Consider the following 21,747-nt stretch of genomic DNA (forward strand, 5'->3'; position numbering starts at 1 on the left):
GGGGGTTCCAGAATTCCGAACCGGCGAAGCATTATTCTTCTTCGGTTGCGGCCTCTTCCTCGGCGGTGCTGCGGGCCTTGTCGGCGGCACCCTTGGCATCGAGGTCGCGATCGACCAGCTCGATGATCGCCATCGGCGCCATGTCACCATAACGGAAACCGGCCTTCAGAACGCGGGTGTAGCCGCCCTTGCGCTCGGCATAGCGCGGACCCAGCACCTCGAACAGCTTGGCGACGTCCTTGTCTTCCTTGAGCTGGCTCGCGGCCTGGCGACGGGCGTGCAGATCGCCGCGCTTGCCCAGCGTGATCAGCTTGTCTATCACCCGCTTGAGTTCCTTGGCCTTGGGCAGCGTAGTCTTGATCTGCTCGTGCTCGATCAGCGAGCCGGCCATGTTGGAAAAGAGCGCCTTGCGGTGCTCGTGGGTGCGGTTGAGGCGGCGATAGCCTTTTGCGTGACGCATGTTTCTTACTCCTTAGGTGCCCTCTACGGGCGATTTTGCTTTGTCCGGCCGGCGATGCGTGTCACCGGCTCTCCTTGGGGCATCAGGCCCGTGTTTTCCCCGCCAGTGCGGGCATCTTCGGGTGCCGGGCTGAAGCCCGGCCTACCCCGGTTTTCGTAGGCCGGGCTTCAGCCCGGCATGGCCCTCAGAACGCGTCTTCGAATTTCTTGGCGAGATCCTCGATGTTGTCGGGCGGCCAGTCCTCGACGTCCATGCCCAGATGCAGGCCCATGCCGGACAACACTTCCTTGATCTCGTTCAGCGACTTGCGGCCGAAGTTCGGGGTGCGCAGCATCTCGGCTTCGGTCTTCTGGATCAGGTCGCCGATGTAGACGATGTTGTCGTTCTTCAGGCAGTTCGCGGACCGCACCGACAGCTCCAGCTCGTCCACTTTCTTCAACAGAAGCGGGTTGAACTCCAGCCCGTCGTCCTCTTCCTGGCGGCCGGCGGCTTCGGGCTCTTCGAAGTTGACGAAGATCGACAGCTGGTCCTGCAGGATGCGCGCGGCGAAGGCCAGCGCATCGTCGGGCGTGATCGAACCGTCGGTGTCGATCTTCATGGTCAGCTTGTCATAGTCCAGAACCTGGCCTTCGCGGGTCGGCTGCACGTCGTAGGAGACGCGCTTGACCGGCGAATAGATCGCATCGATCGGAATGAGGCCGATCGGCGCATCTTCGGGCTTGTTCTTGTCGGCGGCGACATAGCCCTTGCCAGTATTGACCGTCAGTTCCATGTAGACATCCGCGCCCTCGTCGAGGTGGCAAATCACGTGGTCGCGGTTCAGGATCTCGATGCCGGCGCTATCGGCGATGTCCGCAGCAGTGACGACACCCGGGCCCTTGGCATTGATCGAAAGCCGCTTGGGGCCTTCGACTTCCATGCGCACCGAAACGCCCTTGAGGTTCAGCACGATGTCGGTGACGTCTTCGCGCACACCGGCGACCGAGCTGAACTCGTGCAGCACGTTGTCGATCTGAACGGATGTGATGGCGGCGCCCTGCAGGCTGCTCATCAGCACCCGGCGCAGCGCGTTGCCCAGCGTCAGGCCGAAGCCACGCTCGAGCGGTTCGGCGACGATGGTCGCCTGACGGGTCGGGTCATTTCCCGGCTTGACGTCAAGCTGCGTCGGTTTGATCAGTTCCTGCCAGTTCTTGTGGATCATGCGTCCCTCCATTCCTGTCTTTCGCCCCATGTCCAAAGGCAAAAGACGCCCGAGGTAAAAATGACGGAATGAGGCCGTGCAGAACGCTCGGCCTCACTATTGATTAACGATCAGACCCGGCGGCGTTTCGGCGGGCGGCAACCATTGTGGGCAATCGGGGTCACATCACGGATCGAGGTGATGTTGAACCCGACGGCAGCCAGCGCACGCAGCGCCGACTCACGGCCCGAACCGGGACCCTGTACTTCGACTTCCAGCGTCTTGACGCCGTGTTCCTGTGCCTTGCGGCCGGCGTCTTCGGCGGCCATCTGCGCGGCATAGGGGGTCGATTTGCGCGACCCCTTGAAGCCCATCGTGCCGGCCGACGACCATGAGATCGCGTTGCCCTGCACGTCCGAGATCAGGATCTTGGTGTTATTGAAGCTGGAGTTCACATGTGCGACGCCAGCGGCGATGTTCTTGGAGACCTTTTTCTTGCCTCCGCGACGGGTATCACGTGCCATCTGTGCAGCCCTCCCTTACTTCTTCTTGCCAGCGATGGGTTTCGCCGGGCCCTTGCGCGTGCGCGCATTGGTGTGGGTGCGCTGACCGCGCACGGGGAGGTTGCGGCGATGGCGCAGGCCGCGATAGCAGCCAAGGTCCATCAGGCGCTTGATGTTCATCTGCGTCTCGCGACGCAGATCACCTTCCACCATGTAGTTGGCGTCGATGTGTTCGCGGATGGCCAGAACTTCGGCATCGCTCAACTCGTTGACACGACGGGCTGCGTCGATGTTCACGGCTTCGCAGATATTCTTGGCCGAGGTATGGCCAATTCCGGTGATGTAGGTGAGCGCGATCGGAACGCGCTTGTGCGTCGGGATGTTGACGCCGGCGATACGTGCCACGTGTATCTTCCTTTCGTTGCGGACCCGTAACTCCAGGTCCTTTTTTCACAACGTAAGCCCGAGGCGTTTTCCGCTTCGGGCCGCAGCTGAATTCGAGGTTATCAGTTCATGTCGGGCGCGACCCGAGCAGAATCAGTTCACCTAGGTGATGGTGCTGGTTATTGGGATTTCAGGGGGGCGTCAAGAGGGTGTGATTACACCGCGCCGGCCACGTCCAGGACGCAGCCGATCCCGACCCTGTGTCGGGAAAGGCGAACCCCGCACAAAGCACCGGGTCCGCCAAATGTTCGCACAAGCGCCCGCGCGCCGTGCAGCTTAGTGACTGGAGCTGCTGGAAACCGCCGCCGCGACGATCACAAGCACGAGCAGCGGCAGGAGGATCCCTGGCGAGGACGACGATGCCGCTTCATCCATGGTGCTGATGATCTGGCCTTCGCTCATCTTGGATTTGTCAGCAGCCAGTGCCCCGCCGGCGGCAGAGAACGTAATGGCTGCAACGGCAGCCAGCGTCGCGATCGAATTCTTCATAGTGGATGTGTCCCTTCCCTTGATCGGCTGGCGCAGTCCCGGCGCCGCCGCGTTCTTCGTTTCCCGGTTAACCGGTTCCGAACAGCGAAGGGTGAAAAAAATGACGGGTTGAAAACGCAACATCCCCCAACGCTGCGGTTGGAGGATGGCACGATTCTATCTTTCAGGCAAATTATACCGCGGGAACACGGATCACGCGTCCAGCGCCCCGGCAATCGCGGCCTGCACCTCGGCAATCTCGCCCAGACCGTTCACCGATTTCAGCTGACCCTTGGCATAGTAGTAACCGATCAGCGGCGATGTCTTCTTGTAATATTCCATCAGCCGCGTGCGCAGGCTCTCTTCGTTGTCGTCGGCGCGATGCTTCATGTCCTGCGCGCCACATTTGTCGCAGGTGCCTTCGACCGCCTCTTTCTTGGTGGTGCGATGATAGACCTCGCCACAGTTCCCGCAGGTGTAGCGACCGGTGATCCGCTCTACCAGCGCCTCGTCATCAACCTGCATTTCGACAACGGCATCAAGCGTCTCGCCGCAGTCCGCCAGAAGATCGGCCAGCGCATCGGCTTGGGCCAGCGTGCGCGGAAACCCGTCGAAGATGAAACCGCCCTGCTTGTCGCCCTCGAGTTTCTCGCGGATAAGACCGATGACGATCTCGTCGGTGACCAGTTCGCCGCGAGCCATCACATCGGCGACGATCTTGCCCATTTCGGTGCCGCTGTCTTTCGCCTCGCGCAGCATGTCGCCGGTCGAAAGCTGGATCATGTTGCGAGTGTCAACGAGATGGCGCGCCTGGGTGCCTTTACCAGCCCCCGGCGGGCCGAGCAGGATGATATTCATCGCCGTGCCGGTCCTTTCCGTTTGCGCCGCCGCCCCTTTCCGGACAGCTGCGAGCGTTCAATCAACCCCTCGTATTGATGTGCCAGGAGGTGGCTTTGCACCTGCTGAATCGTATCCATGGTGACCGAGACCACGATCAGCACCGAGGTGCCCCCGAAATAAAACGGGATCGCCAACTGGCTGCGCAGGATCTCTGGCAGCAGGCACACTGCGGCGAGATAGCCCGAGCCGAGGACGAGGACACGGTTAACGACATACTCGAGGTATTCGGAGGTCTTCTTGCCGGGACGGATACCCGGCACGAAGCCGTTCTGGTTCTTCAGGTTGTCGGCCACATCGTCGGGCTTGAAGCTGACGTTGAAGGTGTAGAAATACGCGAAGAACACGATCATCGCCACGAAGAAGGCGAGATACAGAGGCTGACCGGGGCCGAAATAGGCCAGGATCGTCGACATCACCGGGCCGGTTTGGTTGCCCGAGAAGGTGCTGATTGTCACCGGCAGCAAGAGCAGCGAGGAGGCGAAGATCGCCGGGATCACGCCGGCCGGGTTGACCTTGACGGGCAGATGGCTCGACCCGCCCTCATAAATTTTCATGCCCTGCTGTCGGCGCGGATACTGGATGTGGATCTTCCTCAAGGCCCGTTCCATGAAGACCACGAAGGCGATCACCGCCACCACCATGACGATCACGCCGATGATCACAGCCGGGCTCAGCGCGCCCGAGCGGCCCTGGCTGAAGAACTGCGCCAGTGCCGCCGGCACCTCGGCGATGATGCCCACGAAGATGATGAGCGAAATGCCGTTGCCGACGCCGCGGGCAGTGATCTGTTCGCCCAGCCACATCAGGAACATCGTGCCGCCCACCAGCGTGATCACCGTCGAGGCCTGGAAGAACAGGCCGGGATCGGTGGCCAGCTCCCCGGCCTCCAGGCTTTTCGCCAGGCCATAGGCCTGCAGCGTGGCCAGGAAAACCGTGCCGTAACGGGTATACTGGTTGATCTTCTTGCGGCCCTGTTCGCCCTCTTTCTTGAGCTGTTCCAGCGCCGGCACCATCGACGCCAGCAGTTGAACGATGATCGAGGCCGAAATGTACGGCATGATGCCCAGCGCGAAGATGCCCATCCGGCCCAGCGCACCGCCGGTGAACATGGTCAGGATGCCACCGATGCCCTGACCGGCGCTCGCCATGAACTCGCGCAGGGCCTGGCCGTCGATGCCCGGCACCGGAATGAAGGTGCCCAGCCGATAGACGATCAGCAGGCCCAGCGTGAACAGGATGCGATTGCGGAGGTCGGTGGCTTTTCCCAGCGCCGCCCAACTGGTGTTGGCGGCCATTTGCTCTGCGGCAGATACCATGCTCGGTCTCTTTCGTGCATGCGCCGCCGGGGCGGTTCTCCCAGCCCGGCGGCGCGAATTTGGAAAACTTGAGGTTATGTAAGCCCCCGGCGTGCCGGGGACAACCTCTTATTCGGCGGCTGCCGGACCCGTGACCGTGAGTTTACCGCCAGCCTTTTCGACGGCCTCGACGGCAGCTTTCGACGCACCGGTGACTTCCAGGTTCAGCTTTGCCGAGATGTCGCCCTTGGCCAGGACGCGCACGCCATCGAGCTTGCGGCGCACCACGCCGACCTCGACGAGAACATCCTCGGTGATGGCCGTCTTGGCGTCGAGTTTCTTCGCATCGACGAATTTCTGGATGATGCCGAGATTCACCACCGCGAATTTCTTGCGGTTGGGCTTGTTGAAGCCACGCTTGGGCAGACGTTGGTAGAGCGGCATCTGGCCGCCTTCGTAACCGGCGATGGCCACGCCCGAACGGGATTTCTGACCCTTGATGCCCCGGCCACCGGTCTTGCCCTTGCCCGAACCCGGGCCGCGGCCGATCCGTTTGCGGGATTTGGTTGCGCCGTCGTTGTCGCGCAGCTCATGCAGTTTCATGTCGCTTCTCCTTTGCCGGATGTGACCCCCGAAGCGTATTGGGCCAACCGCGGCGTTTCTTGATTTTTGAGTCGTGGATCTGATTGTCCACCCGCGGGCGTATAGACCGAATGAAACGGCCTGGCAAGCACAAGACCACAGCAGAACGGAACGGTCCGAGAGAGACGGCGGCGCCGCTTTCGAGCGGGCCGCTCTTAGGTCCGCCCTTACCGGTCACGCCGGAACAGTCGAAGCCGACGTTCACGGGGCCAGCATGGCCGCGCGGATGACGGACGCCGCCGCAGCATTCCGCCCCTGGCTGACGGCAGTATCGTCAATTGCCAAAATATCGCCCCAGGTTCTCCCAATTCGCACCCCCTGCCCCGGATACCCTGTTGTCAAACGAACGAGGGATGTATGCTCAGAGCCATGGCTTTCTGCTTGGGGGTCCTGTTCACGTCGTTGCCCGCGGCCGCGCAAAAGGTCGGGATCGGCGCATGGGAGAATCCGTCCAAGACCATGCTCGAGTGGATCGAGGACCGCGCGGGGCTGACCTGGTATTACAACTGGCGCCCCGATCACCTCTGGCACAAGGGCGGCACAGCGCGGACGGTCGAGTTCGTGCCGATGATCCACTCGGCGCGCGACATCAACAAACGCATCGTTTCGGGCCGCGGTGTCCGGGCGCTGCTGGGCTTCAACGAACCTGACAAGAACAACGGCAAGCACCAGGCGGGACTTTCGGTGGACGAAGCGATCGCGCTCTGGCCCAAGCTAGAGGCGCGCGGGCTGCGGCTCGGCAGCCCGGCCACGACCCAAGGCGGCACGCTGGGCAAGGGCTCGTGGCAACGTCGCTTCATGGACGAGGTCGAACGGCACGGGTTGCGGGTCGATTTCATGGCGGTGCATTACTATTCCACGAACGGTGACGTCGCCGCCTTCCGCCGCTGGCTGCAGAAGGTGCATGCGGAGTACAAGCGCCCGATCTGGGTCACCGAGTTCGCCATGATCGACTGGTCCCGGCCCGGCGCCGTGACCTACGAACAGAACGCCCGTTTCGCCGAAGAGGCGATCACGATGATGGAAAGCCTGCCTTATGTCGAGCGCCACGCCTGGTTCTCGGCCAATCCCTATCCCTGGAAAGGGCAGACGCCGCGTATCAACCTCGTCGACGCCAACCTGAAGCCGACCCCGGTTGGCCGCACCTTCGACCGCGTCTTGGCGCGTGTGGGTGCGCGCAAGGTGGCCGGGCTGAGCGAGTAAATCGCGCCAAGAGCACTGAGTTCCCGACAGAGGTTCGAGCCCGGCGCCGAGAGTGGGCGCGTTGGAGCTCAGCTAACCGATCTCGAATAATCCAAACGCATCGACTTTTTCAAGAGTGAGAACATTTTGCGCCCACCTAGGGCAGGGTCCCTCCGGGCCGATTTCGCAGAGCAAAATCGCCTGCCGGTCAAGGCAGGCGCGAACCGGATCGCACGCGATCCGGAGTTTGAGCGCTACCAGACAAGCTTTTTCGCCCAAGCGTTGCGCGACCCCACGCAGCGGCGCAGGAAAAAGAGCGGGTAATTCGCCGGTTCTGCAACCACGCTGCTTGCGGAACCCGCTTTGTAGACCTGCCCCAGGTCCGTGGTTGCGCGAACTTCGCATTCCAACCGATAGCTGGAATTCGGCTGGCTGGGATGCTCCGGTCGATCAAGCTGAAAGACCAGTTCCGAGCTTTTGATCCAGCCTGGATCAATCCCTTGTGCTTCAACCTTGCTCAGAAAATAAGCCCTGAGCGCCGGTGCGATTGCGAAAGCTTCGCTACCTTCTGCGGCGGGCAGAGGCATCAGGTGCACAACCAAGGTGTTCTCGCCCGTATCTTCGAGATGCTGCGTGATCGCCGCCATTCCCCAATAGCCATCCACGTCAAAATTCCTGTTACACAGGAAATCAACGAAGTCCTTCAGGATAGCCTTCAATTGTTTTCGCCGTGCCATATCTCTTTACCTGGTTTCAAAAGAAAAGGGCCCCTACTATCAGACCCAAATCCAACAAGGCAACAAAAAAAGCCCCCGGCTTTCACCGGGGGCGTTGTCAATTTCGTAGGGTGGGTATCAACCCACCGTAGGCTCAGCCCTTTTCTTCGATGATCTCGACCATGTGGGGGATCTTGGCGATCATGCCACGCACGGCCGGGGTGTCTTCCAGCTCGCGGGTCTTGTGCATCTTGTTGAGGCCGAGGCCGATCAGCGTCTGGCGCTGCTTGGCGGGGCGGCGGATCGGGCTGCCGATCTGTTTGACGACGATGGTTTTTGCCATGGGTCGGTCTCCTTACGCGTCTGCCGCTTCGGCAGCTTCCGGTGCGGGCGCGTCGCCCTTGTCGAGGATGTCGGCCACTTTCTTGCCGCGGCGTTGGGCCACCATGCGCGGGCTCGATTGCTTTTTCAGGCCGTCGAGAGTGGCGCGGATCATGTTGTAGGGGTTCTGCGAGCCCAGCGATTTCGACACCACGTCCTTGACGCCCAGCATCTCGAACACGGCCCGCATCGGACCACCGGCGATGATCCCGGTGCCTTCCGGCGCTGTCCGCATCACCACCTTGCCGGCGCCGTGACGGCCTTCGATATCATGGTGCAGAGTGCGGCCTTCGCGCAGCGGCACACGCATCATCTGGCGCTTGGCCTGTTCGGTCGCCTTGCGAATCGCCTCAGGCACCTCTTTCGCCTTGCCCTTGCCGAAACCGACGCGGCCTTTCTGGTCGCCCACCACGACGAGCGCGGCAAATCCGAAGCGTTTGCCGCCTTTCACGGTTTTCGACACACGGTTGATCGCCACCAGACGATCAGCGAATTCCGGTGCTTCCTCGCGCTCGCGACGCGGTCCGCGTCCCCGGCCTCTTTGTTCACGTTCTGCCATCTGGCATCTCCTTGATCTTGGCGCGTTCCGTGCGCCGTTAACTCAATCCTGGTGCCGAGCGTGCTTGCCACACGAGGCCCGGATCATCGGGGCCGCGCAGGGCGCGCGACCCTCAGGGTCTTAGAGCTTCAGCCCGCCTTCACGCGCGGCGTCGGCCAGAGCCTTCACCTTGCCGTGGAACAGAAAGCCGCCGCGGTCGAAATAGGCCTCGCTGACGCCCGCCTTCTTGGCGCGCTCGGCGATCGCCGTGCCGACTTTGGCCGCGGCATCGACGTTGTTCTTGCCAATCACGCCGAGATCCTTCTCGAGCGTCGAGGCCGACGCCAGCGTCACGCCTTTGACATCGTCGATCAACTGGCAGCTGATGTTCTTGTTCGAACGGTGCACGGAAAGACGGATCTTGCCGCGGTTCACCTTGCGAAGCTTGTTCCGGACGCGCAGGCGGCGCTTGAGGAACAGTTCCCGTTTGCTGTTTGCCATCTGTCTGGTCCTTACTTCTTCTTGCCTTCCTTACGGAAGATATACTCGTCTTTGTATTTGATGCCCTTGCCCTTATAGGGCTCCGGCGCACGCCATTCGCGGATATTGGCCGCGACCTGGCCGACGAGCTGGGCGTTGGTGCCTTCGATGACGATTTCGGTCTGCTTGGGGCAGGTGACTGTCACGCCGGCGGGGACTTCGAAGTCCACGTCATGGCTGAGGCCGAGGTTCAGCTTCAGGGTGTTGCCCTGCATCTGTGCCCGGTAACCCACACCGTTGATTTCAAGCTCTTTCTTGAAGCCCTCGGTGCAGCCCTGGACCATGTTGGCCACGATGGTGCGGCTCATGCCCCACTGCTGGCGGGCGCGCTTGGACTTGCCACGCGGGGTTACCGTGATGGCGTTGTCTTCCTGCGCGATGGTCACATCGTCGGTGGCGGTGAAGGACTGGGTGTCCTTCGGGCCTTTGATTTCGATGGTCTGGCCGGAGATCGAGGCGGTGACGCCCGACGGCAGCTCGACCGGTCTTTTCCCAATTCGAGACATTTCCAGCTCCTTAGAACACCGTGCAGAGCACTTCGCCGCCGACATTGGCCGCGCGCGCTGCTGCATCCGACATCACACCTTTCGGGGTGCTGACAATCGACACACCAAGGCCCTGACGGACCGAGGGAATGTCCTTAACGCCCATGTAGACGCGGCGGCCGGGCTTGGAAACCCGCTTGAGCTCGCGAATGACGGGGGTGCCGTCGAAGTATTTCAGGCTGATTTCAAGGGTCGGGTGACCGTTGGCATCGGTGCCTTTTTCGTAACCGCGGATGTAGCCTTCGTCGGCCAGCACATCCAGGACCCAGGCGCGCAGCTTCGAGGCCGGGGTGGAAACGGTGGATTTACCGCGCATCTGCGAGTTGCGGATACGGGTGAGCATATCGCCGATAGGATCGTTCATATCGTCTCTCCCTTACCAGCTTGATTTTACCATGCCGGGGATCTGTCCGGCAGACCCCAGCTCGCGCAGCGCGATCCGGCTGACCTTGAGCTTACGATAGTAAGCGTGCGGACGGCCTGTGAGCTGGCAGCGGTTGTGAAGGCGCGTGGCCGAGCTGTTGCGCGGCAGTTTCGCCAGCTTCAGGGAGGCGCGGAAACGCTCTTCCATCGGCTTTTCTTGATCGTTAATGATCTCTTTCAGGGCAGCGCGTTTGGCGGCGTATTTCTCCACCAGTTTCTGGCGCTTGGCTTCCCGTGCGATCATGGATTTCTTAGCCATTTCTAAAACTCCTCCGGCGGATCAGCTGTTGAAGGGCATGTTGAAAGCTTTCAACAGCGCCTTGGCTTCCGCGTCGGTTTTCGCGGTGGTGGCGATCACGATGTCCATGCCCCAGGCTTCATCGATCTTGTCGAAATCGATTTCCGGGAAGACGATGTGCTCTTTCAGGCCCATGGCATAGTTGCCGCGGCCATCGAACGATTTGCCCGAAACGCCGCGGAAGTCGCGGACGCGGGGCATCGCAATGGTGATGAGCCGGTCGAGGAATTCATACATCCGGTCACCACGCAGGGTGACTTTGGCCCCCATCGGCATGCCTTCACGGACGCGGAAGCCGGCGATCGAGTTCTTCGCCATGGTCATCACCGCCTGCTGGCCGGCGATGGCGGTCAGGTCCTCAACAGCCGACTTGGCTTTCTTCGAATCCTTCACGGCAGCACGGCCACAGCCGATGTTCAGCACAATCTTGTCGAGCTTCGGGATCATCATGTCGTTCGTGTAGCCGAACTCTTCCTTCAGGGCGGCGCGGATCGTGTCCTTAAAAGCGGCCTTAAGGCGCGGGGTATAGGTTGCAGCATCAAGCATCGATCACGTCCCCCGTGCTCTTGGCGTAACGTACCTTCTTGTCGCCTTCGGTTTTGAAGCCGACGCGGGTGGCTTTACCGTTCTTGTCAACGAATGCCAGGTTCGAAAGGTCGATCGGCATCGCCTTGGGCAGGCGGCCGCCTTGCGACGTCTGGCTCTGCCGGGTGTGGCGGATGGCCATGTTGATACCGTCGACGACAGCCTTGCCGGCCTTCGGGTCCACCGACGAAATGGTGCCCTGCTTGCCCTTGTCCTTGCCGGCCAGCACGACGACCTTGTCGCCCTTTTTCAGTTTCGCAGCCATCTTACAGCACCTCCGGGGCGAGCGAGATGATTTTCATGAAGTTCTTCGCGCGCAGTTCGCGCACCACCGGCCCGAAGATCCGGGTGCCGATCGGCTCGCCTGCGTTGTTGAGGATGACCGCGGCGTTGCGGTCGAACCGGATCGCGGTGCCGTCTTCACGGCGGACTTCCTTGGCGGTGCGCACGACGACGGCCTTGCGCACGTCGCCTTTTTTCACGCGGCCCCGCGGGATGGCTTCCTTGACGGACACGACGATGATGTCACCCACCGACGCGTATTTCCGCTTGGAACCACCCAGGACCTTGATGCACTGAACACGGCGCGCGCCGCTGTTGTCAGCAACATCCAGGTTGGTCTGCATCTGGATCATTTGGTTTCTCCCGACCTATGGGGGGCGATGCAATGCCTGTTCCCCAGGGTTTCGAATAATGCCGAAAGGCGCCGGAGCTTTACGCTTCCAGCACCTCCCAACGTTTCGTTTTCGATTTCGGTGCGCATTCGATGATGCGGACTTGGTCACCGACCTTGAAAGCGTTCTTTTCATCGTGAGCCCGGTATTTCTTGGACTTACGGATGGTTTTCTTCAGCACCGGGTGGGTGAAACGGCGTTCGACCGACACGGTTACGGTTTGTGCGTTGGCGTCGCTGGTCACGGTGCCTGTGAGAATTCGCTTGGGCATCTGTCAGGCTCCCTTATTCAGCGTCCGCAGCAGCGGCTGCGGCTTTTTCATTGAGAATGGTCAAAACGCGGGCCGTATCGCGCTTGACGTCGCGCATACGGGCGGGATTTTCCAGCTGGTTGGTGGCAAGCTGGAACCGCAGGTTGAAGCTCTCTTTCTTGAGGTTGGCCAATTCGTCTTTCAACTGGTCAACCGACTTCTCACGAAGTTCGCTGGCGTTCATAGCCGTATTTCCTTTTTCAACATCACTGGAGAGCCCGACGCGCATCACGAGGTTCAGATACGCTGAGGTCACCCTGATTCCAGTGGAGTTCGTGGTGAAGGCTGGGCAATAGCGCGCCGGCCGCGACAACGCAAGCGCTTTTCTTGCCCTGTACGCGGCGGCGAGTGCCGCGACGGTGGAAAACGTCGACTCCACCACCCGGAATATCTTAATCTGCAAACGCAGGCTGTTGTTCCGGAGGCAGGTCATGAACCAGATAATCGCGCCATGCACATGCGGCAAGTCGCATATCGAACTCCGCCATCTGCCCAGCTTTCGCTTCTTCTGCCACTGCACGATTTGCCAGCGGGTTTACGGAAAGCCGTATTCGGACGTGGCGGCCACACATATGCGGAACGTGACGCTGCCGGCGCAGCACGCCACCCGGTTCGGGAAATACAAGCGCTTCATGGCGCTCGACCGCGGCCTCTGCGGTGAATGCGGCGAACCCGTTGTCGGCTTCATGCGCTACCTGCCGGGCGTGCCGCTGGCCATGGTGCCGGTCGCCAACCTCGGAGAACAAGGCGCATCCATCATGCCCCGCATGCATATCTACTACGGCACACGCCAGCGCGACATAGACGATGATCTGCCGAAATACGAGGGCGCCCTGCGCAGCATAACCGCGTGTATCGCGCCTTTCCTTGCGTCGTGCGCGAAGTCTGAAGACCCGCCAAAAAACGTGGCCGCATGACCGCGTTGGACCGCGCCGCGCGGCGGGACCTCTCGCGAGAGGCAAAACGCCTCTCGCCAGCCGGTTGGCGCTGCGCTATCAGACGCCCATGGCTCAGATTACATCGCTATTCGTCACCCGCCTCTATCGCGCCCGGCTCTCCGAACTGGGATCACAGATCGACACCAATGAGCTCGAGACCTCCTGTTTCTCGATCGCCGAGGATGACGAGGCCGGCCAGACGTGGTGCGAGGAAAACGCCTATCCCGGCTACACCTCCTATGCCTCGCTGACCGACCTTCCCTGGCGCTTCCCGATCTTCGCCGATCTGAAAGAGGCGCTGGACAGACACGTCGAGGCCTTCGCCGAAGACTTGGAATTCGATCTGGGCGACGGCAAGCTTGAGCTGGAAGATCTCTGGATCAACATCCTGCCCGAGGGCGGCACGCATTCATCGCACATTCACCCTCATTCGGTGATTTCCGGCACGACCTATGTGTCGATGCCCGACGGCGCCTCGGCGCTGAAACTGGAAGACCCCCGCTCGGCCCGGATGATGGCCGCCCCGCCGCGCAAGAAGGATGCGCGCGAGGAGTTGAAGGCCTTCGTCTATGTCAAGCCGCAGGTGGGCGACGTGCTGCTCTGGGAGTCGTGGCTCCGCCACGAGGTGCCGCTGAACATGGCCGAGGACGAGCGGGTGTCGGTGAGTTTCAATTACAAGTGGGTGTGAGCGCTTAGGGCAGCGACCGACCCGGGGTAGGCGCAGAAGCGCCCGCCTTCACGCCGAAGGCGTGCCTCTGGCACGACGGGCGGGTCGGGCGCTGCCCGGCGTGCCGCCGGGCGGGACACTTGAAAGCTGGTCAGTGCAGCCGCCACGCCAAGCGAGGCGGTGACGAAGTCACCACAAGCTTCCCCCAGTCTCCAGACAACTCATAGCCTTGATGCGTTTTTGAGAACGTATCGATATTGCCGAGGTCGACATTGCCACTCGCATCAGTAAATGCCACGGCCGTTCTTTGGAAATCGACAACCTCTGTGACGCCGGAAAAGACAATCCGGCCCAGAGCATAACAGTATTGTTCATCGGGCTTCGGAGACTGAAATTGCGGCGCATCCTCGCAAACGACAAACTCCACCTCGAAAACGATTTCGTCCTCGGTTTGCTTTATGTCCAAGACATAGCTGTCTTGCAGGACGACGTGCTCGAACCCTTCAATAGTGTCACAGTCATTCATGTGGAAAAGCCCCCAATCCAAATGATTGACATATCTAAACGCCAGAACCCAACAAGCAAAACCCCCGCACGATCTCTCGCGCGAGGGCCTAATTCTCTTCACCGGGGCCCGGCCCGGACAGTTTCTTCGAAACTGCCTACACCGCGCTGTCCGCGTGGATTGGTTTTACCAATCCTCGCGAACGACAATCCGGCTCTTGATCGGCAGCTTCATCGCCGCCAGGCGCAGGGCCTCGCGGGCGACGTCGTCGTCGACGCCGTCGATCTCGAACATGATCCGGCCGGGCTTGACCTTGCAGGCCCAGAAATCGACCGAGCCTTTACCCTTACCCATCCGCACTTCGGTGGGCTTCGAGGTCACCGGCGTGTCCGGGAAGATCCGGATCCAGACGCGGCCCTGACGTTTCATGTGACGCGTCATGGCACGGCGGGCGGCCTCGATCTGGCGGGCAGTGATGCGCTCGGGCTGGGTGGCCTTCAGGCCATAGGACCCGAAGTTCAGATCCGACCCACCCTTGGCTTCGCCGCGGATGCGGCCCTTATGCATCTTGCGGAATTTCGTGCGCTTCGGTTGCAGCATCTCATCAACTCCTTACCGGCGGCCAGCCGCGCCACGCGGGGCGGGGCCATCCTGGATTTCCTGTGACCGGCGATCACGCGCCTGCGGGTCGTGCTCCATGATCTCGCCTTTGAAGATCCAGACCTTGATCCCGATGATGCCATAGGGCGTCGAGGCCTCTGCACCGGCGTAATCGATGTCGGCCCGCAGGGTATGCAGCGGCACGCGGCCTTCGCGGTACCATTCGGTCCGGGCGATCTCGGCGCCGCCCAGGCGACCGGCGACGTTGACCCGGATACCCAGGGCACCCATCCGCATGGCGTTCTGCACGCCCCGCTTCATCGCACGGCGGAAGCTGACCCGGCGCTCCAGCTGCTGGGCGATCGACTCGGCCACCAGTTGGGCGTCAAGCTCGGGCTTGCGCACTTCGACGATGTTGAGGTGCAGCTCGCTGTCCGTCATCTTGGCAATCTTCTGACGCAGCGCTTCGATGTCTGCCCCTTTCTTGCCGATGATAACGCCAGGACGCGCGGTATGGATCGTGACGCGGCACTTCTTGTGCGGACGCTCGATGATCACACGGGCGACGCCGGCCTGCGCGCATTCCTTCTTGATGAACTCTCGGATCTTGATGTCTTCCAGCAGAAGATCACCATAATCCTTGGTGTTCGCGAACCAGCGGCTGTCCCAGGTGCGGTTGACCTGAAGGCGCATGCCGATCGGATTGACTTTCTGACCCATTAGGCTTGCTCCTCTACCTGGCGCACCTTGATGGTGAGCTCGCTGAACGGCTTCAAGATGCGGCCAAAACGGCCACGGGCGCGCGGACGGCCGCGCTTCATCACCAGGTTCTTGCCGACCCAGGCCTCGGCGACGATCAGTTCGTCGACGTCGAGGTTATGGTTGTTCTCGGCATTGGCGACGGCCGATTGCAGGCATTTCTTCACGTCCTGCGCGATCCGCTTCTTCGAGAAGGTCAGGTCCGTGAGGGCCTTGTCCACCTTCTTGCCGCGGATCATCTGCGCCACAAGGTTCAGTTTCTGTGGGGAGGTGCGAAGCATGCGGGTTTTCGCCATCGCTTCGTTCTCGGCCACGCGGCGGGGGTTCTTTGCCTTGCCCATGGCTTACTTCCTCTTCGCTTTCTTGTCGGCCGCGTGCCCGTAATAGGTGCGGGTCGGCGAGTATTCACCGAATTTCTGGCCGATCATGTCTTCGCTGACCGACACGGGAATGTGCTTGTGGCCGTTGTAGACACCGAAGGTGAGGCCCACGAACTGGGGCAGGATGGTCGAGCGGCGCGACCAGATCTTGATCACGTCGTTGCGGCCGGATTCGCGCGCGGCTTCGGCTTTTTTCAGCACGTAAGCGTCGACGAACGGCCCTTTCCAAACAGAGCGAGACATCTCTTAACGCCCCTTCTTCTTGGCGTGGCGCGAGCGGATGATCAGCTTTTGCGACGCTTTGTTCTTGTTGCGGGTACGAGCCCCCTTGGTCGGCTTGCCCCAGGGCGTCACCGGGTGGCGACCACCCGAGGTCCGACCCTCACCACCGCCGTGCGGGTGATCGATCGGGTTCATGACCACGCCGCGGACGCTGGGCCGTTTGCCCTTGTGGCGGTTGCGCCCGGCCTTGCCGATGTTCTGGTTCGAGTTGTCGGGGTTGCTGACGGCGCCGACGGTGGCCATGCATTCCTGGCGCACCATGCGCAGCTCGCCCGAGCTCAGACGGATCTGGGCGTAGCCGCCATCGCGACCGACGAACTGGGCATAGGTGCCCGCGGCGCGTGCGATCTGACCGCCCTTGCCGGGCTTCAGCTCGATGTTGTGCACGATGGTGCCGATCGGCAGGCCCGAGAACGGCATCGCGTTGCCCGGTTTGATGTCGGCCTTCTCGGAGGCGATCACCTGGTCGCCCACGGCCAGCCGCTGCGGCGCCAGGATATAGGCCTGTTCGCCGTCATCGTATTTGACCAGCGCGATAAAGGCAGTCCGGTTCGGATCGTATTCGATCCGCTCGACGGTGGCCGCCACATCGAACTTGTTGCGTTTGAAATCGACGATCCGGTAGAGGCGTTTGGCGCCACCCCCGCGACGACGCGAGGTTATCCGCCCGGTGTTGTTCCGGCCGCCCGACTTGGTCAGACCCTCGGTGAGGGCTTTGACGGGGCGTCCTTTATACAGCTCCGAACGGTCGATCAGCACCAGCCCGCGCTGGCCCGGCGTCGTCGGCTTGTACGACTTGAGTGCCATGCTTTCTGTCTTCCGTTAGCAAACGAGGAAACGTGCGCTTCCCCTATGTAGGGTGGGCAATCTGCCCACCATTTTCATAGGGCCCCGAAGGTCCCCGGTTCAAAAGTTGCACGGCCCCGGAACGAATCCGAGGCCACGCGACTTGGGCGATGTAACAGGGAAGACCGGGGCTGTCCATAGAAAGAAGGGGCTTATTGCGCCTGTCTTTGACCAGGTCCCTGCCCCGCTGCCTGCGCCTTCACTTTTTGTCGCGTGCGGCCTTCTCTTCTTTGCTCAGCTTGTTGCCCCAGACATTCTTGCTCAGGCCCAGTTCTTTCGGCAGCGGTTTGGTTTTGCCAACGCTGACCTCGCCGCCCTTGTCCAGAAATTCCTGGATCAGCGCGTCATCGGTGTTTTTTTTGGGGACATATTTCATCCACCTAGCCTACGCGCTGCACCGGGCACAAGCAACGACTGGTTTAGAGACCCTAGCCGCGCCTCGCCGGGCCGCGGTGCGGCGATCCTCCGTCAGTTATGGGCATTTTATCGCCGCCAAATCCGAAAAACGTCAGAGCGTCACGCCAACTTTGACCAAATCGCCGTGCCGGGGGGCGGCCCGGCGATGCGCGGCGGCCCAAGGGCCGCTGTTTCGCGCTTAGCGTTTGCAAAAAAGTATCTTACACTGCAAACCGAAGAAAAAATTACGAACTCTGAACCATCGACAGCTCAAACAGGCTGCATCTCCGGATCGTCCGAACCAGAAGGTCGCACAAGAAAAACACGGCGACGGCGACCTGTTTTTGTCAAGAACACTATTTCTTCAGATCCATCACTATTGACCACGTATCTTAAACGATCCAACGAAAAGACCGTTCCGGAAAAACTGGCAGACAAGTCATTTTCCGAAACTTTTATCGACGCATTTTCCTTCGCTAGAGCTGAAAGAATTTTGAGCATTGCATTCGTCTCATATTCTCTGACCTCACGAAGAATTTGTCGCGGTGTTATCGAATCTAAACCGCCCTTTTTTCTTTCCTCATTGAGTTTTCGCATAAATCGGCGCGTGAGAAACAATAACAAGCCACCACCCAGCATTGCCCCACCTGCGGCGGCCCATCCGATAACAGTTAACCCAAGGAATGTGGGAACGGGAGCAATCCCAAGCCAAGCAGCAGCGCTGCCCAACCCGATTTTAGTCAGAGCGATACCCAGCCCAGCCGCCATTCCAGTTGCCAACCCAGAAAGCATCCCGGACGCTGCGGCTAAACCAGCCGCCGAAACTAAGCCGAGACTCGAAAAGAATGTTGCATTCCCCAGAATAAGCGCTCCAGTCCAAGTTGAGGATAGAGTTCCCGCTATGTAGCCAGTTCCATAGTAAGCGATCCACCCGCCGGACGAATGGAGGACCGGATATGCGAGCGCAAGAAGTGGCATTGTGATGTCCTTTCCAAAAAAAATGTAGAACTAGAACTGAGTTGACTTTCTTTTATCAACAGGGACTAGTTGCCACGATGACCTAAAACAATAAGCCTCCACCAAACGGCAGGGGCTTTCCAATCTCTTCAAAAAGACAAATGTCCGATCAGAGCCCAGTGCTCACGTCGATCGTGTTGCCGTCTTCCAGCGTCACGTAAGCCTTCTTCACGTCTTTCCGCTTGCCCAACTGGCCGCGGAAACGCTTGACCTCACTCCCTGACGGTCGCGGTTCTGAGCTCCTCACTGATTGCCGGGAAAACCCCGCCACGGCCTCCGGGTCAGTCCGTCACCGGGCGGTATACCCCGGGCGAGACGAACTCGACGGCGGCCTCGATCTGCGCCTCGGAGACCTCTGTCCCGAGGAACCCGGCAATCTCGCGCACCGTTTCCTCGGTCTTCAGCAGCAGTTTCTCGTAGCTGACCAGCAGGGTCGGCCGGTGGAATCGCATGATCAGCGAATAATTCTTCTGGGTCTGCAGGAACACCGTCTCGAGCGCGCGCAGGTCGTCGAACCCGGCGTGCCGCGAGGCGATCGCCAGCCCGTTCGCCGCCAGGTCGCGCGTCACGCAGATCAGGCGGCTGTTGCGCAGGTCCTTGGCGATATGGTCGAGATAGTTGGCCGCGTTCGGGAACTTCCAGCCCCAGACGGCATGGTCGGCGTTGCGCTGCGCCACCAGTTCGGCATTGACCTTGGCCGGCCGCGAGAACAGCGGGTCCTCGAGATTGACTGGCAGGTCATCGCCGAGGAACACGCCAAGCTTCCGGATACACCCGGCCACCGCGGTCGTGCCCCCGCGTGGCAGGCCGAAGATCGGGAAGGTCTTCTCGGCCCGAGACCGCGAAGTTTCGTGATCGAACAGGGAAATCGTGGTGGCGAGAACGTCTGGTTGGGACACGGCTGGCATTTCCTGGTCGCGGGATTCGGGGTCCGGTGCCAGCTCCGATCGGGATGCGGCTTTGCACCGGAGGGAGAAGGCGCCGACGCGGTTCACGCGCCCCCGAGGTCAGGCGCGGGAGGCGGGGCCAGGACGGCCTCGCCTCCCGCTGATCTTCATCACAGAGCTCAGAGGCCCGTGGTCACGTCGATCGTGTTGCCCTCTTCGAGGGTAACATAGGCCTTTTTCACGTCCTTCCGCTTGCCCAGTTGGCCGCGGAAACGCTTGACCTTGCCCTTGGTGATCGTGGTGTTGACCGCCTTGACCTTGACCCCGAAGAGTGCCTCGACGGCCTCCTTGATCTGCGGTTTCGAACTGTCGATCGCCACCTCGAACACCACCGCGTTGGCCTCGGAGGCCATGGTGGCTTTCTCGGTGATCACCGGTTTGCGGATCACGTCGTAATGTTGTGCTTTCGCGCTCATTTCAGACGAGCCTCCAGTGCTTCGACACCCGCCTTGGTGAGCACCAGCGTGTCACGCTTTAGGATGTCATAAACGTTTGCGCCCATCGACGGCAGGATATCCAGGCCTTCGATGTTCCGCGATGCCTGCAGGAAGCCTTCATTGACGTCCGCACCATCGATGATCAGCGCGCGTTTCCAGCCCAGGTTCTTGACCTGTTTGGCCAGTGCCGCGGTCTTGCCGTCGGATTCGGCCGCGTCGATCACGACGATGGCGCCTTCCTTGGCCTTGGCCGACAATGCGTGCATCAGACCCAACTTGCGGAATTTCTTCGGCAGGTCATGGGCGTGGCTGCGCGGGGTCGGACCCTTGTAGATGCCGCCCTTGCGGAAGATCGGCGCCTTGCGCGACCCGTGGCGTGCGCCGCCGGTGCCCTTCTGGCGATAGATCTTCTTGGTCGAGTAGTTCACTTCCGAGCGGGTCTTGACCTTGTGCGTACCGGCCTGCGCCTTGTTGCGCTGCCAGCGCACGACGCGGTGCAGGATGTCGGCCCGCGGCTCGAGCCCGAAGAGCTCTTCATCGAGCTCGACCGAACCGGCCTTGCCGCCGTCGAGTTTGATCACGTCGAGTTTCATGCTTCACCACCTTCTGCGGGAGCTTCTTCCGCAGGTGCTTCGGCTGCCGCGGCAGCCGCCGATTTCAGCGCGGCCGGGAACGGCACGCCATCGGGCAGTTTCTTCTTCACGGCGTCCTTGACGGTGACCCAGCCACCCTTGGAACCGGGCACGGCGCCTTTGATGAACACCAGGCCGCGGGTCGCGTCGGTTTTCACCACTTCCAGGTTCTGGGTGGTCACACGGGCAGCGCCCATGTGGCCGGCCATCTTCTTGCCCTTGAACACCTTGCCGGGGTCCTGGCACTGACCAGTGGAACCGTGCGAACGGTGCGAGATCGACACGCCGTGCGAGGCGCGCAGACCACCGAAATTGTGCCGCTTCATGGCACCGGCAAAGCCTTTACCGATCGAGGTGCCCGAAATGTCGACCCGCTGACCGGCGATATAGTGCTCGGCCGAGATCTCCTCGCCGACACCGATCAGGTTGTCTTCGCTGACACGGAATTCCGCGATCCTGCGTTTCGGTTCCACCTTGGCGGCGGAAAAGTGGCCGCGCATGGCTTTCGAGGTCCGCTTGGCCTTGGCATTGCCCGCGCCCAGTTGAACGGCGGTATAGCCATCCCTGTCGGCGGTGCGCTGTGCCACGACCTGCAGATGGTCGAGTTGAAGGACGGTCACGGGAATCTGCTTCCCGTCCTCCATGAACAGGCGGGTCATGCCCACCTTTTTCGCGATGATACCAGAGCGCATTGTGAAATACCCTCCTTAGACCGAGATCTGAACGTCAACACCGGCAGCGAGGTCGAGCTTCATCAGCGCGTCCACGGTCTGCGGGGTCGGATCGACGATGTCGAGCAACCGCTTGTGAGTGCGGATCTCGAACTGGTCACGGGATTTCTTGTTCACGTGGGGGCCACGCAGAACGGTGAATTTTTCGATCTTGTTCGGCAGCGGAATCGGCCCGCGCACTTGGGCGCCGGTCCGCTTGGCCGTGTTGACGATCTCCTGGGTGCTGGCATCCAGGACGCGATAGTCAAAGGCCTTCAGCCGGATACGAATGTTTTGGCTTTGCATTGCCATGTTCATGTTCCCTTTGACGGGTTTTCAGTTGAGAGGAGGACCGGCGACCACCGCCGGACCTCGTCGAACCGTTTGTCTGTCGCATGGCGCGCAGATGCGCACCCTGCCGAGCGCCGGTCAGATGCGCGTTACGCGCACCGTCCCGATCACTCGATGATCTTGCTGACCACGCCGGCGCCGACGGTGCGGCCGCCTTCGCGGATGGCGAAGCGCAGCCCGTCTTCCATCGCGATCG

Annotated in this window: 37 protein-coding genes and 1 pseudogene; 3 read left to right on the plus strand and 35 right to left on the minus strand. The window is 61.1% G+C overall.

The genetic code is table 11. The features are described 5' to 3' along the window. Positions 1–31 precede the first annotated feature (31 nt). From rplQ to rplO, 8 genes are all read right to left on the minus strand, one after another. Positions 32–460, minus strand: a complete 429-nt coding sequence (gene rplQ, locus NO357_RS18495; protein WP_306737221.1) for a 50S ribosomal protein L17 — start codon at positions 458–460, stop codon at positions 32–34. A 184-nt stretch (positions 461–644) separates the two neighbouring features. Next, complete coding sequence (locus NO357_RS18500) at positions 645–1,661, minus strand: DNA-directed RNA polymerase subunit alpha (protein WP_306737222.1); 1,017 nt, start codon at positions 1,659–1,661, stop codon at positions 645–647. 110 nt (positions 1,662–1,771) lie between these two features. Continuing rightward, positions 1,772–2,164, minus strand: a complete 393-nt coding sequence (gene rpsK, locus NO357_RS18505; protein ID WP_085786913.1) for a 30S ribosomal protein S11 — start codon at positions 2,162–2,164, stop codon at positions 1,772–1,774. 15 nt (positions 2,165–2,179) lie between these two features. Beyond that, positions 2,180–2,548: a 30S ribosomal protein S13 gene (gene rpsM / locus NO357_RS18510; protein WP_306737223.1), complete on the minus strand. Its 369-nt coding sequence runs from the start codon at positions 2,546–2,548 to the stop codon at positions 2,180–2,182. Between the two features lie 315 nt (positions 2,549–2,863). Further along, positions 2,864–3,076, minus strand: coding sequence for a hypothetical protein (locus tag NO357_RS18515; protein WP_306737224.1), 213 nt, complete (start codon positions 3,074–3,076; stop codon positions 2,864–2,866). Between the two features lie 192 nt (positions 3,077–3,268). Further along, a complete protein-coding gene (locus tag NO357_RS18520) occupies positions 3,269–3,913 on the minus strand; it encodes an adenylate kinase (protein WP_306737225.1) in 645 nt (214 codons plus the stop codon). Continuing rightward, on the minus strand, positions 3,910–5,271 hold the full coding sequence (gene secY, locus NO357_RS18525) for a preprotein translocase subunit SecY (RefSeq protein WP_306737226.1): 1,362 nt from the start codon (positions 5,269–5,271) through the stop codon (positions 3,910–3,912). The genes NO357_RS18520 and secY overlap by 4 nt, the downstream gene beginning before the upstream one ends. A gap of 108 nt (positions 5,272–5,379) precedes the next feature. After that, the gene (gene rplO / locus NO357_RS18530) at positions 5,380–5,853 is read right to left on the minus strand and encodes a 50S ribosomal protein L15 (protein WP_306737227.1); all 474 of its coding nucleotides are present in this window, start codon (positions 5,851–5,853) and stop codon (positions 5,380–5,382) included. 396 nt (positions 5,854–6,249) lie between these two features. On the opposite strand from rplO, the gene NO357_RS18535 reads away from it, so the two are divergent. Continuing rightward, positions 6,250–7,095 carry a glycosyl hydrolase gene (locus NO357_RS18535; protein WP_306737228.1) on the plus strand — a complete coding sequence of 282 codons (846 nt, stop codon included), beginning with the start codon at positions 6,250–6,252 and terminating at the stop codon, positions 7,093–7,095. A 233-nt stretch (positions 7,096–7,328) separates the two neighbouring features. Here the strand turns inward: NO357_RS18535 and NO357_RS18540 are convergent, their stop codons facing one another. The 12 genes from NO357_RS18540 to rpmC all read right to left on the minus strand — a co-directional run bounded on the left by NO357_RS18540 (position 7,329) and on the right by rpmC (position 12,268). After that, on the minus strand, positions 7,329–7,811 hold the full coding sequence (locus tag NO357_RS18540) for a hypothetical protein (protein ID WP_306737229.1): 483 nt from the start codon (positions 7,809–7,811) through the stop codon (positions 7,329–7,331). A gap of 133 nt (positions 7,812–7,944) precedes the next feature. Further along, positions 7,945–8,133, minus strand: a complete 189-nt coding sequence (gene rpmD / locus NO357_RS18545) for a 50S ribosomal protein L30 (RefSeq protein ID WP_251418727.1) — start codon at positions 8,131–8,133, stop codon at positions 7,945–7,947. A 12-nt stretch (positions 8,134–8,145) separates the two neighbouring features. Then, the gene (gene rpsE, locus NO357_RS18550; RefSeq protein WP_306737230.1) at positions 8,146–8,730 is read right to left on the minus strand and encodes a 30S ribosomal protein S5; all 585 of its coding nucleotides are present in this window, start codon (positions 8,728–8,730) and stop codon (positions 8,146–8,148) included. 120 nt (positions 8,731–8,850) lie between these two features. Beyond that, on the minus strand, positions 8,851–9,210 hold the full coding sequence (gene rplR / locus NO357_RS18555; protein ID WP_306737231.1) for a 50S ribosomal protein L18: 360 nt from the start codon (positions 9,208–9,210) through the stop codon (positions 8,851–8,853). Between the two features lie 11 nt (positions 9,211–9,221). Next, positions 9,222–9,755 carry a 50S ribosomal protein L6 gene (rplF, locus tag NO357_RS18560; RefSeq protein WP_306737232.1) on the minus strand — a complete coding sequence of 178 codons (534 nt, stop codon included), beginning with the start codon at positions 9,753–9,755 and terminating at the stop codon, positions 9,222–9,224. Positions 9,756–9,765: 10 nt separating this feature from the next. Next, the gene (gene rpsH, locus NO357_RS18565) at positions 9,766–10,158 is read right to left on the minus strand and encodes a 30S ribosomal protein S8 (RefSeq protein ID WP_306737233.1); all 393 of its coding nucleotides are present in this window, start codon (positions 10,156–10,158) and stop codon (positions 9,766–9,768) included. Positions 10,159–10,170: 12 nt separating this feature from the next. Further along, on the minus strand, positions 10,171–10,476 hold the full coding sequence (rpsN, locus tag NO357_RS18570; RefSeq protein ID WP_306737234.1) for a 30S ribosomal protein S14: 306 nt from the start codon (positions 10,474–10,476) through the stop codon (positions 10,171–10,173). 21 nt (positions 10,477–10,497) lie between these two features. Further along, positions 10,498–11,061 carry a 50S ribosomal protein L5 gene (gene rplE, locus NO357_RS18575; protein ID WP_306737235.1) on the minus strand — a complete coding sequence of 188 codons (564 nt, stop codon included), beginning with the start codon at positions 11,059–11,061 and terminating at the stop codon, positions 10,498–10,500. Next, positions 11,054–11,365, minus strand: coding sequence for a 50S ribosomal protein L24 (gene rplX, locus NO357_RS18580; protein WP_306737236.1), 312 nt, complete (start codon positions 11,363–11,365; stop codon positions 11,054–11,056). The genes rplE and rplX overlap by 8 nt, the downstream gene beginning before the upstream one ends. A 1-nt stretch (position 11,366) precedes the next feature. Next, positions 11,367–11,735 carry a 50S ribosomal protein L14 gene (rplN, locus tag NO357_RS18585; protein ID WP_138845646.1) on the minus strand — a complete coding sequence of 123 codons (369 nt, stop codon included), beginning with the start codon at positions 11,733–11,735 and terminating at the stop codon, positions 11,367–11,369. 79 nt (positions 11,736–11,814) lie between these two features. Next, positions 11,815–12,045, minus strand: coding sequence for a 30S ribosomal protein S17 (rpsQ, locus tag NO357_RS18590; RefSeq protein ID WP_299423839.1), 231 nt, complete (start codon positions 12,043–12,045; stop codon positions 11,815–11,817). Positions 12,046–12,058: 13 nt separating this feature from the next. Next, positions 12,059–12,268 (minus strand): 50S ribosomal protein L29, encoded by a 210-nt coding sequence (rpmC, locus tag NO357_RS18595; RefSeq protein ID WP_306737260.1) that lies wholly within the window; start codon positions 12,266–12,268, stop codon positions 12,059–12,061. A 247-nt stretch (positions 12,269–12,515) separates the two neighbouring features. Between rpmC and NO357_RS18600 the strand changes: the two genes are divergently transcribed. Together NO357_RS18600 and NO357_RS18605 are read left to right on the plus strand one after the other, a co-directional pair. Continuing rightward, positions 12,516–13,001, plus strand: coding sequence for a GFA family protein (locus NO357_RS18600; RefSeq protein WP_306737237.1), 486 nt, complete (start codon positions 12,516–12,518; stop codon positions 12,999–13,001). An 88-nt stretch (positions 13,002–13,089) separates the two neighbouring features. After that, entirely contained in the window at positions 13,090–13,710 is a 621-nt protein-coding gene (locus NO357_RS18605) for a 2OG-Fe(II) oxygenase family protein (RefSeq protein ID WP_306737238.1), read from the plus strand. Between the two features lie 130 nt (positions 13,711–13,840). On the opposite strand, the gene NO357_RS18610 is transcribed toward NO357_RS18605, so the two are convergent. The 15 genes and pseudogenes from NO357_RS18610 to NO357_RS18680 form a co-directional block, all read right to left on the minus strand. Beyond that, positions 13,841–14,215 carry a hypothetical protein gene (locus tag NO357_RS18610; protein ID WP_306737239.1) on the minus strand — a complete coding sequence of 125 codons (375 nt, stop codon included), beginning with the start codon at positions 14,213–14,215 and terminating at the stop codon, positions 13,841–13,843. 165 nt (positions 14,216–14,380) lie between these two features. Beyond that, a complete protein-coding gene (gene rplP, locus NO357_RS18615; RefSeq protein WP_306737240.1) occupies positions 14,381–14,794 on the minus strand; it encodes a 50S ribosomal protein L16 in 414 nt (137 codons plus the stop codon). A 12-nt stretch (positions 14,795–14,806) separates the two neighbouring features. Then, the gene (gene rpsC, locus NO357_RS18620; protein ID WP_306737241.1) at positions 14,807–15,514 is read right to left on the minus strand and encodes a 30S ribosomal protein S3; all 708 of its coding nucleotides are present in this window, start codon (positions 15,512–15,514) and stop codon (positions 14,807–14,809) included. Then, positions 15,514–15,894, minus strand: coding sequence for a 50S ribosomal protein L22 (rplV, locus tag NO357_RS18625; RefSeq protein ID WP_306737242.1), 381 nt, complete (start codon positions 15,892–15,894; stop codon positions 15,514–15,516). The genes rpsC and rplV overlap by 1 nt, the downstream gene beginning before the upstream one ends. A 3-nt stretch (positions 15,895–15,897) precedes the next feature. Further along, positions 15,898–16,176 (minus strand): 30S ribosomal protein S19, encoded by a 279-nt coding sequence (rpsS, locus tag NO357_RS18630; protein ID WP_121068443.1) that lies wholly within the window; start codon positions 16,174–16,176, stop codon positions 15,898–15,900. A gap of 3 nt (positions 16,177–16,179) precedes the next feature. Continuing rightward, on the minus strand, positions 16,180–17,022 hold the full coding sequence (rplB, locus tag NO357_RS18635; RefSeq protein WP_306737243.1) for a 50S ribosomal protein L2: 843 nt from the start codon (positions 17,020–17,022) through the stop codon (positions 16,180–16,182). A 238-nt stretch (positions 17,023–17,260) separates the two neighbouring features. Next, positions 17,261–17,437 carry a hypothetical protein gene (locus NO357_RS18640; RefSeq protein ID WP_306737244.1) on the minus strand — a complete coding sequence of 59 codons (177 nt, stop codon included), beginning with the start codon at positions 17,435–17,437 and terminating at the stop codon, positions 17,261–17,263. A gap of 290 nt (positions 17,438–17,727) precedes the next feature. After that, complete coding sequence (locus tag NO357_RS18645) at positions 17,728–18,435, minus strand: hypothetical protein (protein WP_306737245.1); 708 nt, start codon at positions 18,433–18,435, stop codon at positions 17,728–17,730. A gap of 148 nt (positions 18,436–18,583) precedes the next feature. Then, positions 18,584–18,688: pseudogene (locus tag NO357_RS18650) on the minus strand (uL23 family ribosomal protein); the annotation flags it as partial. Between the two features lie 67 nt (positions 18,689–18,755). Further along, complete coding sequence (locus NO357_RS18655; RefSeq protein ID WP_306737246.1) at positions 18,756–19,373, minus strand: sulfotransferase; 618 nt, start codon at positions 19,371–19,373, stop codon at positions 18,756–18,758. A gap of 167 nt (positions 19,374–19,540) precedes the next feature. Beyond that, on the minus strand, positions 19,541–19,837 hold the full coding sequence (locus NO357_RS18660; protein ID WP_306737247.1) for a 50S ribosomal protein L23: 297 nt from the start codon (positions 19,835–19,837) through the stop codon (positions 19,541–19,543). Continuing rightward, entirely contained in the window at positions 19,834–20,451 is a 618-nt protein-coding gene (gene rplD, locus NO357_RS18665) for a 50S ribosomal protein L4 (protein WP_306737248.1), read from the minus strand. Before rplD ends, NO357_RS18660 begins: the two co-directional genes overlap by 4 nt. After that, positions 20,448–21,182, minus strand: a complete 735-nt coding sequence (gene rplC / locus NO357_RS18670; protein WP_306737249.1) for a 50S ribosomal protein L3 — start codon at positions 21,180–21,182, stop codon at positions 20,448–20,450. The genes rplD and rplC overlap by 4 nt, the downstream gene beginning before the upstream one ends. Positions 21,183–21,197: 15 nt before the next feature. Beyond that, on the minus strand, positions 21,198–21,506 hold the full coding sequence (rpsJ, locus tag NO357_RS18675) for a 30S ribosomal protein S10 (protein WP_037273464.1): 309 nt from the start codon (positions 21,504–21,506) through the stop codon (positions 21,198–21,200). A gap of 152 nt (positions 21,507–21,658) precedes the next feature. Then, on the minus strand, positions 21,659–21,747 hold an 89-nt coding region (locus NO357_RS18680), incomplete at its 5' end, for an EF-Tu C-terminal domain-related protein (RefSeq protein WP_206020970.1).

The organism is Marimonas arenosa (genome assembly GCF_030848945.1).
Classification (GTDB): Bacteria; Pseudomonadota; Alphaproteobacteria; order Rhodobacterales; family Rhodobacteraceae; genus Marimonas; species Marimonas arenosa.

Excerpts from the sequence above, each read along its gene's own strand:
- rplQ (WP_306737221.1), bottom strand. The coding sequence starts at position 460 with ATGCGTCACGCAAAAGGCTATCGCCGCCTCAACCGCACCCACGAGCAC.
- NO357_RS18500 (WP_306737222.1), bottom strand. The coding sequence starts at position 1,661 with ATGATCCACAAGAACTGGCAGGAACTGATCAAACCGACGCAGCTTGAC.
- rpsK (WP_085786913.1), bottom strand. The coding sequence starts at position 2,164 with ATGGCACGTGATACCCGTCGCGGAGGCAAGAAAAAGGTCTCCAAGAAC.
- NO357_RS18515 (WP_306737224.1), bottom strand. The coding sequence starts at position 3,076 with ATGAAGAATTCGATCGCGACGCTGGCTGCCGTTGCAGCCATTACGTTC.
- NO357_RS18520 (WP_306737225.1), bottom strand. The coding sequence starts at position 3,913 with ATGAATATCATCCTGCTCGGCCCGCCGGGGGCTGGTAAAGGCACCCAG.
- secY (WP_306737226.1), bottom strand. The coding sequence starts at position 5,271 with ATGGTATCTGCCGCAGAGCAAATGGCCGCCAACACCAGTTGGGCGGCG.
- rplO (WP_306737227.1), bottom strand. The coding sequence starts at position 5,853 with ATGAAACTGCATGAGCTGCGCGACAACGACGGCGCAACCAAATCCCGC.
- NO357_RS18535 (WP_306737228.1), top strand. The coding sequence starts at position 6,250 with ATGCTCAGAGCCATGGCTTTCTGCTTGGGGGTCCTGTTCACGTCGTTG.
- NO357_RS18540 (WP_306737229.1), bottom strand. The coding sequence starts at position 7,811 with ATGGCACGGCGAAAACAATTGAAGGCTATCCTGAAGGACTTCGTTGAT.
- rpmD (WP_251418727.1), bottom strand. The coding sequence starts at position 8,133 with ATGGCAAAAACCATCGTCGTCAAACAGATCGGCAGCCCGATCCGCCGC.
- rpsE (WP_306737230.1), bottom strand. The coding sequence starts at position 8,730 with ATGGCAGAACGTGAACAAAGAGGCCGGGGACGCGGACCGCGTCGCGAG.
- rplR (WP_306737231.1), bottom strand. The coding sequence starts at position 9,210 with ATGGCAAACAGCAAACGGGAACTGTTCCTCAAGCGCCGCCTGCGCGTC.
- rplF (WP_306737232.1), bottom strand. The coding sequence starts at position 9,755 with ATGTCTCGAATTGGGAAAAGACCGGTCGAGCTGCCGTCGGGCGTCACC.
- rpsH (WP_306737233.1), bottom strand. The coding sequence starts at position 10,158 with ATGAACGATCCTATCGGCGATATGCTCACCCGTATCCGCAACTCGCAG.
- rpsN (WP_306737234.1), bottom strand. The coding sequence starts at position 10,476 with ATGGCTAAGAAATCCATGATCGCACGGGAAGCCAAGCGCCAGAAACTG.
- rplE (WP_306737235.1), bottom strand. The coding sequence starts at position 11,061 with ATGCTTGATGCTGCAACCTATACCCCGCGCCTTAAGGCCGCTTTTAAG.
- rplX (WP_306737236.1), bottom strand. The coding sequence starts at position 11,365 with ATGGCTGCGAAACTGAAAAAGGGCGACAAGGTCGTCGTGCTGGCCGGC.
- rplN (WP_138845646.1), bottom strand. The coding sequence starts at position 11,735 with ATGATCCAGATGCAGACCAACCTGGATGTTGCTGACAACAGCGGCGCG.
- rpsQ (WP_299423839.1), bottom strand. The coding sequence starts at position 12,045 with ATGCCCAAGCGAATTCTCACAGGCACCGTGACCAGCGACGCCAACGCA.
- rpmC (WP_306737260.1), bottom strand. The coding sequence starts at position 12,268 with ATGAACGCCAGCGAACTTCGTGAGAAGTCGGTTGACCAGTTGAAAGAC.
- NO357_RS18600 (WP_306737237.1), top strand. The coding sequence starts at position 12,516 with ATGAACCAGATAATCGCGCCATGCACATGCGGCAAGTCGCATATCGAA.
- NO357_RS18605 (WP_306737238.1), top strand. The coding sequence starts at position 13,090 with ATGGCTCAGATTACATCGCTATTCGTCACCCGCCTCTATCGCGCCCGG.
- NO357_RS18610 (WP_306737239.1), bottom strand. The coding sequence starts at position 14,215 with ATGAATGACTGTGACACTATTGAAGGGTTCGAGCACGTCGTCCTGCAA.
- rplP (WP_306737240.1), bottom strand. The coding sequence starts at position 14,794 with ATGCTGCAACCGAAGCGCACGAAATTCCGCAAGATGCATAAGGGCCGC.
- rpsC (WP_306737241.1), bottom strand. The coding sequence starts at position 15,514 with ATGGGTCAGAAAGTCAATCCGATCGGCATGCGCCTTCAGGTCAACCGC.
- rplV (WP_306737242.1), bottom strand. The coding sequence starts at position 15,894 with ATGGGCAAGGCAAAGAACCCCCGCCGCGTGGCCGAGAACGAAGCGATG.
- rpsS (WP_121068443.1), bottom strand. The coding sequence starts at position 16,176 with ATGTCTCGCTCTGTTTGGAAAGGGCCGTTCGTCGACGCTTACGTGCTG.
- rplB (WP_306737243.1), bottom strand. The coding sequence starts at position 17,022 with ATGGCACTCAAGTCGTACAAGCCGACGACGCCGGGCCAGCGCGGGCTG.
- NO357_RS18640 (WP_306737244.1), bottom strand. The coding sequence starts at position 17,437 with ATGAAATATGTCCCCAAAAAAAACACCGATGACGCGCTGATCCAGGAA.
- NO357_RS18645 (WP_306737245.1), bottom strand. The coding sequence starts at position 18,435 with ATGCCACTTCTTGCGCTCGCATATCCGGTCCTCCATTCGTCCGGCGGG.
- NO357_RS18660 (WP_306737247.1), bottom strand. The coding sequence starts at position 19,837 with ATGAGCGCGAAAGCACAACATTACGACGTGATCCGCAAACCGGTGATC.
- rplD (WP_306737248.1), bottom strand. The coding sequence starts at position 20,451 with ATGAAACTCGACGTGATCAAACTCGACGGCGGCAAGGCCGGTTCGGTC.
- rplC (WP_306737249.1), bottom strand. The coding sequence starts at position 21,182 with ATGCGCTCTGGTATCATCGCGAAAAAGGTGGGCATGACCCGCCTGTTC.
- rpsJ (WP_037273464.1), bottom strand. The coding sequence starts at position 21,506 with ATGCAAAGCCAAAACATTCGTATCCGGCTGAAGGCCTTTGACTATCGC.